The organism is Streptomyces sp. NBC_01622 (assembly GCF_045209635.1).
Classification (GTDB): Bacteria; Actinomycetota; Actinomycetes; order Streptomycetales; family Streptomycetaceae; genus Streptomyces.
In genome coordinates, this window is sequence record NZ_CP109293.1 from 9,154,120 (window position 1) to 9,171,756 (window position 17,637).

At 70.1% G+C, this 17,637-nt stretch carries 16 protein-coding genes; 15 read left to right on the top strand and 1 reads right to left on the bottom strand.

From position 1 onward, the window contains the following. Position 1 precedes the first annotated feature (1 nt). Both OH768_RS42475 and rpsD read left to right on the top strand, forming a co-directional pair. Positions 2-1,357, top strand: coding sequence for a replication-associated recombination protein A (locus OH768_RS42475; RefSeq protein WP_406461835.1), 1,356 nt, complete (start codon positions 2-4; stop codon positions 1,355-1,357). 297 nt (positions 1,358-1,654) lie between these two features. Next, positions 1,655-2,269 (top strand): 30S ribosomal protein S4, encoded by a 615-nt coding sequence (rpsD, locus tag OH768_RS42480; RefSeq protein ID WP_406461836.1) that lies wholly within the window; start codon positions 1,655-1,657, stop codon positions 2,267-2,269. A gap of 33 nt (positions 2,270-2,302) precedes the next feature. On the opposite strand, the gene OH768_RS42485 is transcribed toward rpsD, so the two are convergent. Then, positions 2,303-4,465, bottom strand: a complete 2,163-nt coding sequence (locus OH768_RS42485; RefSeq protein ID WP_406461837.1) for an ATP-binding protein — start codon at positions 4,463-4,465, stop codon at positions 2,303-2,305. A gap of 152 nt (positions 4,466-4,617) precedes the next feature. On the opposite strand from OH768_RS42485, the gene OH768_RS42490 reads away from it, so the two are divergent. The 13 genes from OH768_RS42490 to nusB all read left to right on the top strand — a co-directional run bounded on the left by OH768_RS42490 (position 4,618) and on the right by nusB (position 17,601). Further along, positions 4,618-5,064, top strand: coding sequence for a DUF948 domain-containing protein (locus tag OH768_RS42490; RefSeq protein ID WP_200686476.1), 447 nt, complete (start codon positions 4,618-4,620; stop codon positions 5,062-5,064). A 7-nt stretch (positions 5,065-5,071) separates the two neighbouring features. Beyond that, positions 5,072-5,422 (top strand): hypothetical protein, encoded by a 351-nt coding sequence (locus OH768_RS42495; RefSeq protein ID WP_406461839.1) that lies wholly within the window; start codon positions 5,072-5,074, stop codon positions 5,420-5,422. Beyond that, on the top strand, positions 5,422-8,094 hold the full coding sequence (alaS, locus tag OH768_RS42500; protein ID WP_406461840.1) for an alanine--tRNA ligase: 2,673 nt from the start codon (positions 5,422-5,424) through the stop codon (positions 8,092-8,094). The genes OH768_RS42495 and alaS overlap by 1 nt, the downstream gene beginning before the upstream one ends. 15 nt (positions 8,095-8,109) lie before the next feature. Next, the gene (ruvX, locus tag OH768_RS42505) at positions 8,110-8,574 is read left to right on the top strand and encodes a Holliday junction resolvase RuvX (protein ID WP_406461842.1); all 465 of its coding nucleotides are present in this window, start codon (positions 8,110-8,112) and stop codon (positions 8,572-8,574) included. Positions 8,575-8,696: 122 nt separating this feature from the next. Beyond that, on the top strand, positions 8,697-10,481 hold the full coding sequence (mltG, locus tag OH768_RS42510) for an endolytic transglycosylase MltG (RefSeq protein WP_406461843.1): 1,785 nt from the start codon (positions 8,697-8,699) through the stop codon (positions 10,479-10,481). After that, positions 10,462-11,301, top strand: coding sequence for a shikimate dehydrogenase (locus tag OH768_RS42515; protein WP_406461844.1), 840 nt, complete (start codon positions 10,462-10,464; stop codon positions 11,299-11,301). The genes mltG and OH768_RS42515 overlap by 20 nt, the downstream gene beginning before the upstream one ends. Before the next feature lie 197 nt (positions 11,302-11,498). Continuing rightward, complete coding sequence (gene aroC, locus OH768_RS42520) at positions 11,499-12,683, top strand: chorismate synthase (protein ID WP_406461846.1); 1,185 nt, start codon at positions 11,499-11,501, stop codon at positions 12,681-12,683. Beyond that, a complete protein-coding gene (locus OH768_RS42525) occupies positions 12,680-13,198 on the top strand; it encodes a shikimate kinase (protein WP_406461848.1) in 519 nt (172 codons plus the stop codon). The genes aroC and OH768_RS42525 overlap by 4 nt, the downstream gene beginning before the upstream one ends. After that, positions 13,195-14,286, top strand: coding sequence for a 3-dehydroquinate synthase (aroB, locus tag OH768_RS42530; protein ID WP_406461849.1), 1,092 nt, complete (start codon positions 13,195-13,197; stop codon positions 14,284-14,286). The genes OH768_RS42525 and aroB overlap by 4 nt, the downstream gene beginning before the upstream one ends. Positions 14,287-14,450: 164 nt before the next feature. Continuing rightward, the gene (locus tag OH768_RS42535; protein WP_406461850.1) at positions 14,451-15,263 is read left to right on the top strand and encodes a Pro-rich N-terminal domain-containing protein; all 813 of its coding nucleotides are present in this window, start codon (positions 14,451-14,453) and stop codon (positions 15,261-15,263) included. 167 nt (positions 15,264-15,430) lie between these two features. Next, positions 15,431-16,537 (top strand): M24 family metallopeptidase, encoded by a 1,107-nt coding sequence (locus tag OH768_RS42540; RefSeq protein ID WP_406461851.1) that lies wholly within the window; start codon positions 15,431-15,433, stop codon positions 16,535-16,537. A 60-nt stretch (positions 16,538-16,597) separates the two neighbouring features. Next, positions 16,598-17,164: an elongation factor P gene (gene efp, locus OH768_RS42545; protein WP_043683951.1), complete on the top strand. Its 567-nt coding sequence runs from the start codon at positions 16,598-16,600 to the stop codon at positions 17,162-17,164. A 2-nt stretch (positions 17,165-17,166) separates the two neighbouring features. After that, entirely contained in the window at positions 17,167-17,601 is a 435-nt protein-coding gene (gene nusB / locus OH768_RS42550) for a transcription antitermination factor NusB (protein WP_200712616.1), read from the top strand. Positions 17,602-17,637 lie beyond the last annotated feature (36 nt).

Consider the following 17,637-nt stretch of genomic DNA (forward strand, 5'->3'; position numbering starts at 1 on the left):
CGTGGAGCCCGACCTTTTCACCGCCGCAGCCGAAGAACGCCAGGAGAAGGACCCGTCCAGCAGTCCCCTGGCGGTACGGATGCGCCCGCGCACCCTCGACGAGGTCGTGGGCCAGCAGCACCTGCTGAAGCCGGGCTCACCCCTGCGCCGACTGGTCGGCGAGGGCGCGGGCGGCCCGGCCGGACCGTCCTCGGTGATTCTCTGGGGGCCGCCCGGCACCGGGAAGACGACCCTCGCCTACGTCGTCTCCAAGGCCACCAACAAGCGGTTCGTGGAGCTGTCCGCGATCACTGCGGGGGTCAAGGAGGTCCGCGCGGTCATCGACGGGGCCCGGCGCGCGACCGGTGGCTTCGGCAAGGAGACCGTCCTCTTCCTCGACGAGATCCACCGCTTCAGCAAGGCCCAGCAGGACTCCCTCCTCCCGGCCGTCGAGAACCGCTGGGTGACCCTGATCGCGGCGACCACGGAGAACCCGTACTTCTCGGTGATCTCCCCGCTCCTGTCCCGCTCCCTGCTCCTCACCCTCGAACCCCTCACGGACGACGACCTGCGCGCCCTGCTGCGCCGCGCCCTGTCCGACGAGCGCGGTCTCAAGGACGCGGTCACCCTCCCCGAGGACAGCGAGAACCACCTGCTGCGCATCGCCGGCGGCGACGCCCGCCGCGCGCTGACCGCCTTTGAGGCCGCCGCCGGGGCCGCCCTCGACAAGGGCGAGCCGGACATCACCCTCCAGACGCTGGAGGAGACGGTCGACCGGGCCGCCGTGAAGTACGACCGCGACGGCGACCAGCACTACGACGTGGCCAGCGCCCTCATCAAGTCCATCCGCGGCTCCGACGTCGACGCGGCCCTGCACTACCTCGCCCGCATGATCGAGGCCGGAGAGGACCCCCGCTTCATCGCCCGCCGCCTGATGATCTCCGCCAGCGAAGACATCGGCCTCGCCGATCCCAACGCGCTGCCCATAGCGGTCGCCGCCGCCCAGGCCGTAGCCATGATCGGCTTCCCGGAGGCCGCGCTCACCCTCAGCCACGCCACCATCGCTCTCGCCCTGGCCCCCAAGTCCAACGCGGCGACCACGGCGATCGGCGCCGCCATGGAGGACGTACGCAAGGGGCACGCGGGCCCGGTGCCGACGCATCTGCGGGACGGGCACTACAAGGGTGCGGCCAAGCTGGGGCACGCCCAGGGGTACGTCTACCCGCACGACCTGCCCGAGGGGATCGCCGAGCAGCAGTACGCCCCGGAGGAGCTGAAGGACCGCGTGTACTACGAGCCCACCCGGCACGGCGCGGAGGCGCGGTACGCGGACGCCGTGGAGTGGACCAGAAAACACCTTGGTCGTAAGCGGTCCTGAACAGCCTGTAGAATCCTGCGCAGTGCTGTGTCCCGTGTCCGACTCCGGTCGGCGCCTCAGGCGGGACAATCAGCCGGATCTTTCTGATCCAGGAGCGTCGCGCACCGTCGTAGGTGTCGCGGGCAGCCCACCACCACCCGGGGATCCGGGACCGGTCGGTGGGCCGTTCGTGTGCTGCACATGTGCCCAGACCAGGGAACGGCTGCCTGACAAGTCCCTCGTGGACCCGTCGGGATTCCCCGGCTGCGGATGCGACCTCCCCTAACCCTGAGGCAGCCGAAACGAAAAGGATAAGCAGTGGCGAATCAGTCCCGCCCCAAGGTCAAGAAGTCGCGTGCCCTCGGCATCGCGCTGACCCCGAAGGCCGTCAAGTACTTCGAGGCCCGTCCCTACCCGCCGGGTGAGCACGGTCGTGGCCGCAAGCAGAACTCGGACTACAAGGTCCGTCTGCTGGAGAAGCAGCGTCTGCGCGCGCAGTACGACGTGTCCGAGCGCCAGCTCGTCCGCGCCTACGAGCGTGCCTCCAAGGTCCAGGGCAAGACCGGTGAGGCCCTGATCATCGAGCTGGAGCGTCGTCTCGACGCGCTGGTCCTGCGTTCGGGCATCGCCCGCACGATCTACCAGGCCCGCCAGATGGTCGTCCACGGCCACATCGAGGTCAACGGTGGCAAGGTCGACAAGCCGTCCTTCCGCGTCAAGCCCGACGACGTCGTCATGGTCCGCGAGCGCAGCCGCAGCAAGACCCTGTTCGAGGTCTCCCGCGCCGGTGGCTTCGCCCCCGACGGCGAGACCCCGCGCTACCTCCAGGTGAACCTCGCCGCCCTGGCCTTCCGCCTGGACCGCGAGCCGAACCGCAAGGAGATCCCGGTGATCTGCGACGAGCAGCTCGTCGTCGAGTACTACGCCCGCTGATCACCTCACGGACGTAGCACCACCCGCACCATGTCAGCCCGCCGTCTCCCCGCCCTTCCGGGTGGGCGAGGCGGCGGGCTTTCGCATGTCCACGCCCACCGGCGCAGGCCGTACCGGCCCACGTGGCACCGGTAGGGCGTCGAGGGGCCGCCGCTGCCCCAGCGCCCGTGCCACGGCGGCCTCCCGGCCGAGCCGCGCCCCCTCCCGTACGCACTCCTCGTACGGGCCGTCGCCCAGCCGCTCCCGGGCCATCGCCTCGCACAGCTCGTGCGGCGCGTTGTAGTACGCCGAACCGAACAGCGGCAGACCCACCGACGGCCACATCCCGCCCGCCGCGCCCTGCAGCAGCGCGGCCTCGGCGGCGTCGCCCTCGGCCGCCGTGACGAGGGCGAGCAGTTCGACCGCCAGCACCGAGCCCAGCAGATCGCGGAAGCCGTGCGCGCTGCCCAGACAGTCCGCCAACAGGTCGCGCGCGAGCGGGAGTTGGTCCTCGCTCCAGGCGACGTAGGCCAGGACGTACAGCGCGTACGCCCGGGTCCACCGCTCGCCGTGGTCCTCGCACACCCGCCGTACGTCCTCGCACAGCGTCACCGCGTCGGCCAGATCGCCCTGGAAGGCCCGGGCCATCGCCAGCTCGACCTGGCCCATCAGTACGTTGCTGTTCAGCTCGCCGATCTGCTGATAGCGGTCGAGCGCCGAGCGCAGCAGGGTCTCCGCGCGCGGCATGTCGTCCGTGACCAACGCCAGGCAGCCGGTGCGGTGTTCGGCGTACGCGACCGCCGTGGGGTTCGCGGCCTGGTCCGCCTCCTCGCTGCACTCCTGGAGCGCGGCCAGCGCGGGCACGGTGTCGCCCTGGAGAATCGCCACATAGCCGAGCACCCACAGGGCCTTCAGCCGCGACTGGTCGTTGTCGGAATCGAGCCGTACGGCCTGCTCCAGCCAGTGCCGGCCCTCCGAGAGCCGCCCGCAGCCCGCCCAGTAGAACCACAGGGAGCCCGCCAGATACTGGCCCAGATGCGTCTCGTCCGGCTCGGTCAGGCAGTACTCCAGGGCGCCGCGCAGATTCGGCAGCTCCGCCTCGACCCGTGCGGCGACCTCGCCCTGGCGCGGCGAGAACCAGTCCAGCTCGCACCAGGTGGCCAGCCCCAGATACCAGTCGCGGTGCCTGCGCCGCAGTCGGGCCGCGTCCCCGGTCGCCTCCAGCCAGTCGGCGCCGTAGGCCCGGATCGTGTCGAGCATCCGGTAGCGCAGGCCCGTCGGTGTCTCCTCGCGGACGACCACGGACTGCGCGAGCAGCTCGGACAGCACGTCGAGGACACCGTCCGAGGGCAGTCCGTCGCCGCCGCAGACGTACTCGGCGGCCTCCAGGTCGAAGCGCCCGGCGAACACCGACAGCCGTGCCCACAGCAACCGCTCCTCGGGGGTGCACAGTTCATGGCTCCAGCCGATCGCCGTCCGCAGCGTCTGATGCCGGGGCAACGCATCCCTGCGCCCGCCGGCCAGCAGCCGGAACCGGTCGTCGAACCGCGCCAGCAACTCCCCGGGCGACAGGGCCCGCAGCCGCCCCGCCGCCAGCTCGACGGCGAGCGGGATCCCGTCCAGCCGCCGGCACAACTCCCGTACGTCCGCGTCCTCTTCGCCGAGGACGACCCCCTGCTGCGCGGCCCGCTCGGCCAACAGCTCCGCCGCCTCGCCCTCACCCAACGGCGCCAGCGCCATCACGCGCTCGCCCGCCAGTTCCAACGGCCGCCGCCCCACCGCGAGCACCCCCAGCCCCGGCACCCGCCCCACCAACTCGGCCACCAGCGGGGCACACACCTCCACCAGATGCTCGAACCCGTCCAGCACCAACAGGAGTTGACGTCCAGTCAGATGAGCGAGCAGCGCCTCACGGGGCAGCCGCGTGGTGTGATCCGTCAGCCCCAGGGCCTCCACGACCGCGAAGTCCACGAGTTCCGGATCGCGCACCGGCGCCAGCTCCACCCGCCACACGCCGTCCGGGGGAGCGGACCGGGCCGCCGCACGGGCCGCGAGCCGGGACTTGCCGACTCCGCCGGGCCCGGTCACCGTGACCAGACGCGAGGCGTCGAGCGCCCGTGCCAGTTCGGTGAGTTCGGCCGTGCGGCCCACGAACCGGTCGGGTTCGAGGGGCAGATTGCCGTCCGCGGTGGCGTCGCCGCCAGGGGAAGCTCGCATGGAACACGGAGCGTACTGAACCGTATTCAGTCCGTACAATCGCTCCACCCAACTCCACTGCGCGCGGGGCGGGAATGCGGTACGGAGCGCCACCCCCGGCGCGATAGGCTCGGGACCAGTTATCTACAGGTGGTTGTGAGAGAGGGTGTCAGGTGTCCGGTGGAGAGGTGGCCGGGATCCTGGTGGCCGTCTTCTGGGCGATCCTGGTCTCCTTCCTCGCCGTCGCACTGGTGAGGCTGGCCCAGACGCTCAAGGCGACCACCAAACTCGTCGCGGACGTCACCGACCAGGCCGTCCCGCTGCTTGCGGACGCCTCCTCGGCGGTGCGCTCGGCGCAGACCCAGATCGACCGGGTTGACGCGATCGCCTCCGACGTCCAGGAAGTCACGTCGAACGCCTCCGCCCTGTCCACCACCGTCGCCTCCACCTTCGGCGGCCCCCTCGTCAAGGTCGCGGCCTTCGGCTACGGCGTCCGCCGGGCCCTGGGCGGCCGCCGCGAGGACGTGCCCGCGCCGTCCGGGGCGTCCCGTCGTACGGTGATCGTGGGCCGTACCGTCCCGGCCGGACGGCGGGGCAAACGCACCCGGAAGAAGGACTGACCGAGCGATGTTCCGCCGTACGTTCTGGTTCGGCACGGGCGTGGCCGCCGGTGTCTGGGCGACCACCAAGGTCAATCGCAAGCTGAAGCAGCTGACCCCCGAGCACCTGGCCGTCGCCGCGGCCAACAAGGCGCTGGAAGCCGGGCACCGGCTCAAGGACGGCGCGGTGGGCTTCGCGCTCGACGTCCGCGCGGGCATGGCCCAGCGGGAGACCGAACTCGGCGACGCCCTGGGGATCAACGCCCCGGTCGACCCCGAACTCCCCGCACCCAGGCAGCACATCGCCATCGAGAACCGCAGCAACCCGAAGTCCGTCGACAGGACGACGTACTCGTACAACCGGAATGAGGACCACTGATGGAGTCGGCTGAAATCCGCCGCCGCTGGCTGAGCTTCTACGAGGAGCGCGGCCACACCGTTGTTCCCTCGGCGTCGCTCATCGCGGACGACCCGACTCTGCTCCTGGTCCCCGCCGGCATGGTCCCCTTCAAGCCGTACTTCCTCGGCGAGGTCAAGCCGCCGTGGCCGCGCGCCACCAGCGTGCAGAAGTGCGTGCGCACGCCCGACATCGAAGAGGTCGGCAAGACCACCCGGCACGGCACGTTCTTCCAGATGTGCGGCAACTTCTCCTTCGGCGACTACTTCAAGGAAGGCGCCATCACCTACGCCTGGGAGCTGCTCACCTCGCCCCAGGACAAGGGCGGTTACGGCCTCGACCCCGAGCGCCTGTGGATCACGGTCTACCTCGACGACGACGAGGCAGAGACGATCTGGCGCGACAAGATCGGCGTCCCCTCCGAGCGCATCCAGCGCCTCGGCAAGAAGGACAACTACTGGTCGATGGGCGTCCCCGGACCCTGCGGCCCGTGCTCCGAGATCAACTACGACCGCGGCCCCGAGTTCGGCGTCGAGGGCGGCCCTGCCGTCAACGACGAGCGGTACGTGGAGATCTGGAACCTGGTCTTCATGCAGTACGAGCGCGGCGAGGGCATCGGCAAGGAGGACTTCGAGATCCTCGGCGAGCTGCCCAGCAAGAACATCGACACGGGCCTCGGCCTGGAGCGCCTCGCGATGATCCTGCAGGGCGTGCAGAACATGTACGAGATCGACACCTCGATGGCCGTCATCAAGAAGGCCACCGAGCTGACCGGCGTCGAGTACGGCGACTCGCACGACTCGGACGTCTCGCTGCGCGTGGTCACGGACCACATGCGCACCTCCGTGATGGTCATCGGCGACGGTGTGACCCCGGGCAACGAGGGCCGCGGCTACGTCCTGCGCCGCATCATGCGCCGCGCCATCCGCAACATGCGGCTGCTCGGCGCCACCGGTCCGGTCGTCAAGGACCTCATCGACACGGTCATCGCGATGATGGGCCAGCAGTACCCGGAGCTCGTCACGGACCGCCGGCGCATCGAGACCGTGGCCCTCGCCGAGGAGGCCGCCTTCCTCAAGACGCTGAAGGCCGGCACCAACATTCTCGACACGGCCATCTCCGACACCAAGCAGTCGGGCGGCAAGGTCCTCGCCGGCGACAAGGCGTTCCTGCTCCACGACACCTGGGGCTTCCCGATCGACCTCACCCTCGAAATGGCCGCCGAACAGGGCCTTTCCGTGGACGAGGACGGCTTCCGCCGCCTGATGAAGCAGCAGCGCGACCAGGCCAAGGCCGACGCGCAGGCCAAGAAGACCGGCCACGCGGGCGTCGGTGCCTACCGCGAGATCGCCGACAAGGCCGGCGAGACCGACTTCATCGGCTACTCGGACACCCAGGGCGAGTCCACCATCGTCGGCATCCTCGTCGACGGCGTCTCCTCCCCGGCCGCGACCGAGGGCGACGAGGTCGAGATCGTCCTCGACCGCACCCCGTTCTACGCCGAGGGCGGCGGTCAGATCGGCGACACCGGCCGCATCAAGGTCGAGTCCGGTGCCGTGATCGAGGTCCGCGACTGCCAGAAGCCGGTGCCCGGGGTCTACGTCCACAAGGGCGTCGTCCAGTTCGGCGAGGTCACCGTCGGCGCCAAGGCCGAGGCCGCGATCGACACCCGCCGCCGTACCGCCATCGCCCGTGCCCACTCGGCCACCCACCTCACCCACCAGGCGCTGCGTGACGCCCTCGGTCCGACGGCCGCGCAGGCCGGTTCCGAGAACCAGCCGGGCCGTTTCCGCTTCGACTTCGGTTCGCCGTCCGCGGTTCCCACCGTCGTGATGACCGACGTCGAGCAGAAGATCAACGAGGTGCTCGCCCGCGACCTGGACGTGCACGCCGAGATCCTCAGCCTCGACGAGGCCAAGAAGCAGGGCGCCATCGCCGAGTTCGGCGAGAAGTACGGCGAGCGGGTCCGCGTCGTGACCATCGGCGACTTCTCCAAGGAACTGTGCGGCGGCACCCACGTGCACAACACCTCCCAGCTGGGCCTGGTGAAGCTGCTCGGCGAGTCGTCGATCGGCTCCGGAGTCCGTCGTATCGAGGCGCTCGTCGGTGTGGACGCCTACAACTTCCTCGCCCGTGAGCACACGGTCGTCGCCCAGCTCCAGGAGCTGGTGAAGGGGCGCCCGGAGGAGCTTCCGGAGAAGGTCTCCGCCATGCTCGGCAAGCTGAAGGACGCCGAGAAGGAGATCGAGAAGTTCCGCGCCGAGAAGGTGCTCCAGGCCGCCGCCGGTCTCGTCGAGTCCGCCAAGGACGTGCACGGCATCGCAGTCGTGACCGGCCAGGTCCCGGACGGCACCACCCCGGACGACCTGCGCAAGCTGGTCCTCGACGTGCGCGGCCGTATCCAGGGCGGACGCGCCGCCGTGGTCGCCCTGTTCACGGTCAACAATGGCAAGCCGCTCACCGTCATCGCCACCAACGAGGCCGCCCGCGAGCGCGGTCTCAAGGCCGGTGACCTGGTGCGCGCCGCCGCCAAGACGCTCGGCGGCGGCGGTGGCGGCAAGCCGGACGTGGCCCAGGGCGGCGGCCAGAACCCGGCCGCGATCGGCGAGGCTGTCGAGGCCGTCGAACGCCTCGTCGCCGACACGGCGAAGTAAGAAGCGGTCGAGAGTATGAGAAGAGGACGTCGGCTCGCGCTCGACGTCGGGGACGCCCGCATCGGGGTCGCCTCGTGCGACCCCGACGGGATCCTCGCCACTCCCGTCGAGACGGTTCCCGGCCGCGACATCCCGGCGGCGCACCGCCGACTGAGGCAGCTCGTCGAGGAGTACGAACCGGTCGAAGTCGTCGTCGGCCTCCCTCGCTCCCTCAAGGGCGGCGAGGGACCGGCCGCCGTGAAGGTCCGGGCCTTCACCCAGGAGCTGGCCAAGGGAATCGCCCCGGTACCGGTCAGACTGTTGGACGAACGGATGACCACAGTGACGGCCAGTCAGGGACTGCGCGCCTCGGGTGTGACCTCCAAGAAGGGCCGCTCGGTCATCGACCAGGCAGCCGCCGTCATCATCCTTCAGCAGGCGTTGGAATCCGAACGAGTGTCAGGTAAACCACCCGGCGAGGGCGTCGAAGTGGTCATCTGATCGCGATACGGTAACGTTCCGCGCGATGCGATGGTGTTCGAACAGCCATGGCACAGCAAGAGGCGGGACGGGAGCCGGAGCCCCAAGCGCCGCGACCGCCGCCTCGCGGCTCTAGGGGATCGATGACTGAGTATGGCCGGGGCCCAGGCTCCGAACCGTGGCATCCGGAGGACCCGTTGTTCGGGGACATCGGATGGGAAGGCCAGCAGGCCCACGTGGGCCAGCAGTCCTCCTACGACGGCCAGCCGCAGCACTATCCGGAACAGCCTCAGCAGCCGCAGCAGTACGGCGACTGGGGTCACGGCCAGCAGGCCGACTACGGTCAGGCGCAGCAGCAGTACCAGGTCTACGACGAGCAGGGCCACCCGCAGTACCCCGATCAGCACCAGCAGTACAACGACCAGCAGCAGTACGCCGACCAGAGCCAGCAGTACGACGACCAGCAGCAGTACGCCGATCAGAGCCATCAGCAGTACGCCGGTCAGCAGCAGCAGTACCAGCAGGGCGGCTGGGACGGCACCCACCCGCACAACCAGGTCCCGTACGCCGCCGACCCCGGCGACCCGTACGGGCAGCAGGCCGCCGCCTACGGCGAACAGCAGCCCGATTTCTACGGCACGCCCGACGCGTTCCCGCCGCCGGAACCGCCCGGCAAGCGCCGCACGGAACCCGAACCGGAGCAGGTCGACTGGGACCCGGGACCCGATGAAGGCGAACACGCGTTCTTCGCGGGTGGCGGCGACGACGATGACGAGGCCGACGACGAGCCGGAGGACGGCCGCCGGCGCGGCAAGGGCAAGGGCGGCAAAGGCAAAGGCGGCAAGGAGAAGAAGCGCCGCAACGGCTGTGCCTGCCTGGTCGTCGTCCTGGTGTTCGGCGGCGGCCTCGGCGGCGTCGGCTATTTCGGCTGGCACTTCTACCAGAACCGTTTCGGCTCGGCGCCCGACTACGCGGGCGACGGCACCGGTTCGGTGAGCGTCACCATCCCCAAGGGCGCCTTCGGCTCGGACATCGGGCAGAAGCTGAAAGAGGCGGGCGTCGTCAAGAGCGTCGACGCGTTCGTCGCCGCCCAGTCGCAGAATCCGGACGGGAAGAAGATCCAGGCGGGCGTCTTTCTGCTGAAGAAGGAAATGTCCGCCGCGGCCGCCGTCAAGCTGATGCTCGATCCCAAGAGCCAGGACAACCTGATCGTCGCTCCCGGCTGGCGAAACGCCCAGGTCTACGCGGCGATCGACAAGAAACTCCAGATTTCCGACGGCACCACCAAGGCCATCGCCAAAAAGGAATACAAGAGCCTCGGACTGCCCAGCTGGGCGAACGACAACGCGGATATCAAGGACCCGCTGGAGGGATTCCTCTACCCAGGTACCTATGGCGCCGCCAAGGGCATGAAACCCGAGACGGTCCTCAAGCAGATGGTCGCCCAGGCCAACGACAATTACGACGCGATCGACCTCTCGGCGAAGGCCAAGGCGCTCAACCTGGACAGTCCGCTGCAGGTCATCACGGTCGCGAGCCTCGTCCAGGCCGAGGGCAAGACGCACGACGACTTCCGCAAGATGGCCGAAGTCGTCTACAACCGGCTCAAGACCACGAACACCGAGACCAACCGTTACCTGCAATTCGACTCGACCTTCAATTACCTGAAGGGTCAGAGCAACATCCGCATCAGCGAGTCCGAGATCAACAGCAACAAGGACCCGTACAACACCTACACCCAAAAGGGCCTGCCGCCCGGTCCCATCGACAACCCCGGTGCCGAGGCTCTGGCAGCGGCACTGAATCCGACCCGCGACGGCTGGATCTACTTCGTGGCGACCGACGGCGAGAACAAGACCGAATTTGCCAAGACGTACGCCGAATTCCAGGCACTCAAGGAAAAGTTCAATGCCACCTCGGGCAACTGACGCCCGCCGGGCCGCCGTGCTCGGTTCACCCATCGCCCACTCCCTCTCCCCGGTGCTGCATCGCGCGGCCTACCGGGAGCTGGGGCTCGACGGCTGGTCCTACGACCGCTTCGACGTCGACGAGGCAGGCCTGCCTGGGTTCTTCGAGAACCTCGGACCGGAGTGGGCGGGGCTGTCGCTGACCATGCCGCTGAAGCGGGCGGTCATACCGCTGCTCGACGAGATCAGCGAGACAGCGGCGTCGGTGGACGCGGTCAACACGGTCGTGTTCACCGGGGACGGCCGCAGCGTCGGCGACAACACCGACATCCCCGGCATGGTCGCCGCCCTCCGCGAACACGGCATCGAGCAGGTCGACTCGGCCGCCATCCTGGGCGCCGGCGCCACGGCTTCCTCCGCACTGGCCGCCCTCTCCCGGATCTGCACCGGCGAGGTCGTCGCGTATGTCCGCAGCGAAGCCCGCGCCGCCGAGATGCGCCAGTGGGGCGAGCGACTGGACGTGGAGGTCCGTACGGCGGACTGGGCCGACGCGGCGGAAGGCCTGCGCGCCCCCCTGGTCTTCGCGACCACCCCCGCAGGCACCACGGACGCCCTCTCCTCCGCCGTACCGGAACGCCCCGCCACCCTCTTCGACGTCCTCTACGACCCCTGGCCCACCGACCTCGCGGCCCGCTGGTCCGGCTACGGCGGCGCGGTCGTCAGCGGCCTCGACCTCCTGGTCCACCAGGCCGTACTCCAGGTGGAACAGATGACCGGCCACCGGCCGGCCCCCGTCGACGCGATGCGCAGAGCGGGCGAGAAGGCCCTGGCCGACCGCTGACGCGGGCTCCGCAGGGGGCGCCGGTCGCTGACCTTGGCCGTTCGGCGTCCGTTCTCTGGACCGTCGGCCAGGTCCGTGTGCCGAACGTGGGAGGATCGGGGACGGCGGGCCAGGGCCGCGCACCCGGTCACGCCGACGCCGTACGCGAGGACACGCGTGCGCAGGGCAGTACCAGGGCGCGAGCATGAGGAGCACCGTTGAGCAGGTTGCGCTGGCTGACCGCGGGGGAGTCCCACGGTCCCGCACTCGTGGCGACGTTGGAGGGCCTTCCCGCCGGCGTGCCGATCACCACGGAGATGGTCGCGGACCACCTGGCCCGGCGCAGGCTCGGCTATGGGCGCGGCGCGCGTATGAAGTTCGAGCGCGACGAGGTCACCTTCCTCGGCGGCGTCCGCCACGGTCTGACCCTCGGCTCCCCGGTCGCCATCATGGTCGGCAACACCGAGTGGCCCAAGTGGGACCAGGTCATGGCGGCCGACCCGGTCGACCCGGAGATCCTCGCCGGACTGGCCCGCAACGCCCCGCTGACCCGCCCGCGCCCCGGCCACGCCGACCTCGCCGGCATGCAGAAGTACGGCTTCGACGAGGCCCGCCCGATCCTGGAGCGCGCCTCCGCACGGGAGACCGCGGCGCGGGTCGCGCTGGGCGCGGTGGCCCGGTCGTACATCAAGGAGACGGCCGGTATCGAGATCGTCTCGCACGTCGTCGAGCTGGCCTCCGCGAAGGCCCCGCAGGGCGTGTACCCGACCCCGGCGGATGTCGAGAAGCTGGACGCCGACCCGGTGCGCTGCCTGGACGCGGACGCGTCGAAGGCGATGGTCGCGGAGATCGACCAGGCGCACAAGGACGGCGACACCCTGGGTGGTGTGGTCGAGATCCTGGCCTACGGCGTCCCCGTCGGCCTGGGCTCGCACGTGCACTGGGACCGCAAACTGGACGCCCGTCTCGCCGGTGCCCTCATGGGCATCCAGGCCATCAAGGGCGTCGAGATCGGTGACGGGTTCGAGCTGGCGCGGGTGCCGGGTTCCAAGGCGCACGACGAGATCGTCAACACGGATGAGGGCATCCGGCGTGTGTCGGGGCGTTCCGGCGGCACCGAGGGTGGCCTGTCCACCGGCGAACTGCTGCGGGTGCGGGCTGCGATGAAGCCGATCGCGACCGTGCCGCGCGCCCTGCAGACCGTCGACGTCGTCACCGGCGAGGCCACGCAGGCCCACCACCAGCGCTCCGACGTGTCCGCGGTCCCCGCCGCCGGAATCGTCGCCGAGGCGATGGTCGCGCTCGTGCTCGCGGACGCGGTGGCGGAGAAGTTCGGCGGCGACAGCGTGCCCGAGACCCGGCGCAACGTCCGCTCGTACCTCGAGAACCTGGCAATCCGGTGACCGCTGCACCGCTCGTCGTCCTGATCGGTCCCATGGGCGTCGGCAAGTCCACCGTCGGACAGCAGCTGGCCGAGCGGCTCGGCGTCGGCTACCGGGACACCGACGACGACATCGTGGCCGCCGAGGGCCGCACCATCGCGGAGATCTTCGTCGACGAGGGCGAGCCCGTCTTCCGCGCGATCGAGAAGCGCGCAGTGGCCCGGGCCTTGGGCGAGCACGACGGTGTCCTGGCCCTGGGCGGCGGCTCGATCCTCGACGAGGACACGCGCGCGCTGCTCGCCGCGCACCGGGTCGTCTACCTCTCCATGGACGTGGACGAAGCCGTCAAGCGCACCGGCCTGAACGCGGCGCGCCCGCTGCTCACCATCAACCCCCGCAAGCAGTGGCGCGAACTGATGGAAGCCAGGCGTCACTTGTACGCCGAGGTCGCGCAGGCCGCCGTACCCACCGACGGCCGCACTCCCGAAGAGGTCACCCAAGCCGTCCTGGACGCACTGGAGTTGAAGGAAGCATGAGCGAGTCAGTGACGCGGATCCAGGTCGGCGGCACGGCGGGCAGCGACCCGTACGAGGTCCTGGTGGGCCGTCAACTCCTGGGCGAGCTGGGCGGGTTGATCGGCGAGAAGGCCAAGCGGGTCGCCGTCATCCACCCCGAGGCGCTGGCCGAGACCGGTGACGCGCTCCGCGCCGACCTGGCCGGGCAGGGCTTCGACGCCGTCGCCATCCAGGTGCCCAACGCGGAGGAGGCCAAGACCGCCGAGGTCGCCGCCTACTGCTGGAAGGCCCTGGGCCAGTCCGGGTTCACCCGCTCCGACGTCATTGTGGGCGTCGGCGGAGGTTCCACCACCGACCTGGCCGGATTCGTCGCCGCGACCTGGCTGCGCGGGGTCCGCTGGATCGCCGTCCCGACCACCGTGCTGGCCATGGTGGACGCGGCGGTCGGCGGCAAGACCGGCATCAACACCGCCGAGGGCAAGAACCTGGTCGGCTCCTTCCACCCGCCGGCCGGCGTGCTCTGCGACCTGGCCGCGCTGGACTCCCTCCCGGTCAACGACTACGTCTCCGGGCTCGCCGAGATCATCAAGGCCGGCTTCATCGCCGACCCGGTGATCCTCGAACTCATCGAGTCCGACCCGCAGGCCGCCCGCACCCCGGCCGGTCCACACACCGCCGAGCTCATCGAACGCTCCATCAAGGTCAAGGCCGAGGTCGTCTCGGCCGACCTCAAGGAGTCGGGTCTGCGCGAGATCCTCAACTACGGCCACACCCTCGCGCACGCCATCGAGAAGAACGAGCGCTACAAGTGGCGGCACGGCGCCGCGGTGGCCGTGGGCATGCACTTCGCGGCCGAACTGGGCCGTCTCGCGGGCCGGTTGGACGACGCGACGGCCGACCGTCACCGCACGGTCCTCGAATCGGTGGGTCTCCCGCTCAGCTACCGATACGACCAGTGGCCCAAGCTCCTGGAGACCATGAAGGTCGACAAGAAGTCCCGCGGCGACCTGCTCCGCTTCATCGTCCTCGACGGCCTCGCCAAACCCACCGTCCTGGAGGGCCCCGACCCGGCCGTCCTCCTCGCCGCGTACGGCGAAGTGGGCGAGTAAGTCCCGCCGGGCCCCATCCACCCGATGTGCCTTGCGGGGATGGGCACTTCGGCCCCTCCCCGGCCGTTCACCAAATGGCGGCCGGGGAAGGTACCGTTCGGTAGGGAGCGGGGTTCGGGCCTGCTGCCAGCGCCAATTGTCCGTACGAGATGGAGTGGCACCGGATGCAGCACGCAGTGGGGTCTCCGCTGCCGCCGCCCCACCAGCCGGGGCAGGGACCGGCCGCCGGTTGGATGCCGACGGGACAACACCCGGGCCCGCAGCATCCGGGTTCGGTACCCCCGCCGCCACCGGCCCCGCCGATGCCGTACACGATCCCGCGCCACGCACCGGACACCACCGGCCATGTCCAACTGCCACCCGGCGGCCCCGTGGCCATGCCGAGTACGCCCCCCGCGCAGGCCGCCCCCGACCCGACGTCCACCACCCTCGCGGTGCTGCTCATCGGCCCCGCCGGCGCGGGCAAGACGAGCGTCGCCAAGTACTGGGCGGACCACCGCCGGGTCCCCACCGCCCACATCAGCCTCGACGACGTCCGCGAGTGGGTCCGCTCCGGTTTCGCCGACCCCCAGTCGGGCTGGAACGACCACTCCGAGGCGCAGTACCGCCTGGCCCGCCGCACCTGCGGCTTCGCCGCCCGCAACTTCCTCGCCAACGGCATCTCCTGCATCCTCGACGACGCCGTCTTCCCCGACCGCCCGGTCGTCGGCCTCGGCGGCTGGAAGCGCCACGTCGGCCCCGGCCTCCTCCCCGTCGTCCTCCTCCCGGGCCTGGAAATAGTCCTGGAGCGCAACGCCAAACGCTCCGGCAACCGCCGCCTCACCGACGAGGAGGTCGCCCGCATCCACGGCCGCATGGCCGGCTGGTACGGCTCGGGCCTCCCGATCATCGACAACTCCCAGATGGACGTACAGCAGACGGCCCAGGTACTCAACGACGTCCTCGCGCGCTCCATGGCGAGCCCACCGAGCTGGTAATCGCCGGGAAGTTGTCCCACCTGAGGGGCGCGGGGCTGTATCAACTTGCGGCTCCGCCGCGTGGGCGCGCTCAGCCCCCACCGGCCCGCAGCGGAAACTCAAGGCCCGTCCCCCGAACGGCACCCTCCCAACCGGCACAATCCGGCCACCGCTCCTACGCTCATCTCATGTCAGAGGTCTACGCAGCCCGCAGAGCCAGGCTCAGGGAACGCGCCCAAGCCGGTGGCAGCCAATCCGCGCTGGTGACCAACCCAGCCAACGTGCGCTACCTGGCGGGCCCCGCCCCGCAGGACACCGTCCTGCTGCTGGGCAGGCGCGACGACATGCTGGTGTGCGCGAGCCCACTGGACGAGCGTCCGGCAGAGGGTCGCCCCGACGAGACCCTGCGCATCCACATCCTCCCCGGCCCCGGCGGCGACCCCGCCGTGGCCGCCGCAGACCTCGCGGCAGCGCACGGCGCCGAATCCATGGCCGTAGAAGAACACCACCTCACCGTGACCCGCCACCGAGCCCTCCGCTCGGTCGCCCCCGCGCTGCGCCTCACCGACATCGGCGGCGCCGCGGAACAGCTGCGGGTCATCAAGGACGAGGAGGAGATCTCCTGTCTGAGAATCGCCGCCGAGATCGCCGACCAGGCCCTGGGCGAGCTGCTTGAGTCGATCCTCGTCGGCCGCACCGAACGCCATCTCGCCCTCGAACTGGAGCGGCGGCTCGTCGACCACGGTGCCGACGGCCCCGCCTTCGCCACGTCCGTCGCGACCGGCCCGCACTCCGGCCGACGCGGGCACCGGCCGACCGACCGCCGGGTGGAGGAAGGAGATTTCCTCTCCGTCTGCCTCGGCGCCACCTATCGCGGCTACCGCTGCGAGATCGGCCGTACGTTCGTCATCGGCACCTCGCCCGCCGACTGGCAGATCGAGCTGTACGACCTCGTCTTCGCCGCCCAGCGCGCCGCGCGGGAGTCCCTGACCCCCGGCGCCGCCTACCGGGATGTGGACCGCGCGGCCCGTCAGGTGCTGGACTCCGCGGGGTACTCGGAGGGCCTCGCACCCCTCACCGGCCACGGTGTCGGACTCGAAATCGACGAGGACCCGCAGCTGGCCCCCGCGGCCATGGGTAAACTGGACGCTTGCGTGCCGGTCACCGTCGAACCGGGGGTCCACCTCCCGGGCCGGGGCGGTGTCCGGATCGATGACACGCTCGTCGTACGCCCTGAGGCGGACGGCGGACCCGAGCTACTCACCATCACGACCAAGGAACTGCTCGCGCTCTAGCTTTTCGAGCTGTGCGCGTGCCCCGTGGTCGTCCACGTCAGTCCAGGAGATTCCGCAACCGTGGCTTCCACGAACGACCTCAAGAACGGCCTGGTGCTCAAGCTCGACGGGGGCCAGCTCTGGTCCGTCGTCGAGTTCCAGCACGTCAAGCCCGGCAAGGGCCCTGCCTTCGTGCGCACCAAGCTCAAGAACGTGCTCTCAGGCAAGGTCGTCGACAAGACGTTCAACGCCGGCGTCAAGGTCGAGACGGCCACTGTCGACAAGCGCGACATGCAGTTCTCGTACATGGACGGCGAGTACTTCGTCTTCATGGACATGGAGACCTACGACCAGCTCATGGTCGACCGCAAGGCCGTCGGCGACGCCGCCAACTTCCTGATCGAGGGCTTCACCGCCACGGTCGCGCAGCACGAGGGCGAGGTGCTCTTCGTCGAGCTGCCCGCCGCCGTCGAGCTGACGATCCAGGAGACCGAGCCCGGCGTCCAGGGCGACCGCTCCACCGGTGGCACCAAGCCCGCCACCCTGGAGACCGGCTACCAGATCCAGGTCCCGCTCTTCATCACCACCGGTGAGAAGATCAAGGTCGACACCCGCTCCAGCGACTACCTCGGCCGGGTGAACAGCTAACCGTGGCTGCCCGCAATACGGCCCGCAAGCGCGCCTTCCAGATCCTCTTCGAGGGCGACCAGCGCGGAGTCGGCGTCACCACGGTCCTCGCGGACTGGATCCGGCTCTCCCGGGACGACACCCGGCAGCCGCCGGTCAGCGAGTACACGATGGAGCTGGTCGAGGGGTACGCGCAGCACGCGCGCCGCATCGACGAGCTGATCGCTCAGTACTCGGTCGGCTGGACGCTGGACCGCATGCCCGTGGTGGACCGCAACATCCTGCGCCTCGGCGCCTACGAGCTGATCTGGGTCGACGAGACCCCGGACGCCGTCGTCCTCGACGAGATGGTGCAGCTGGCCAAGGAGTTCTCCACGGACGAGTCGCCCTCGTTCGTCAACGGCCTGCTGGGCCGCTTCAAGGACCTGAAGCCCTCGCTGCGCCGCGACGAGGCGTAAGCAGTACGCGAGCGAAACGCCGGAGGGCCCGCAGCG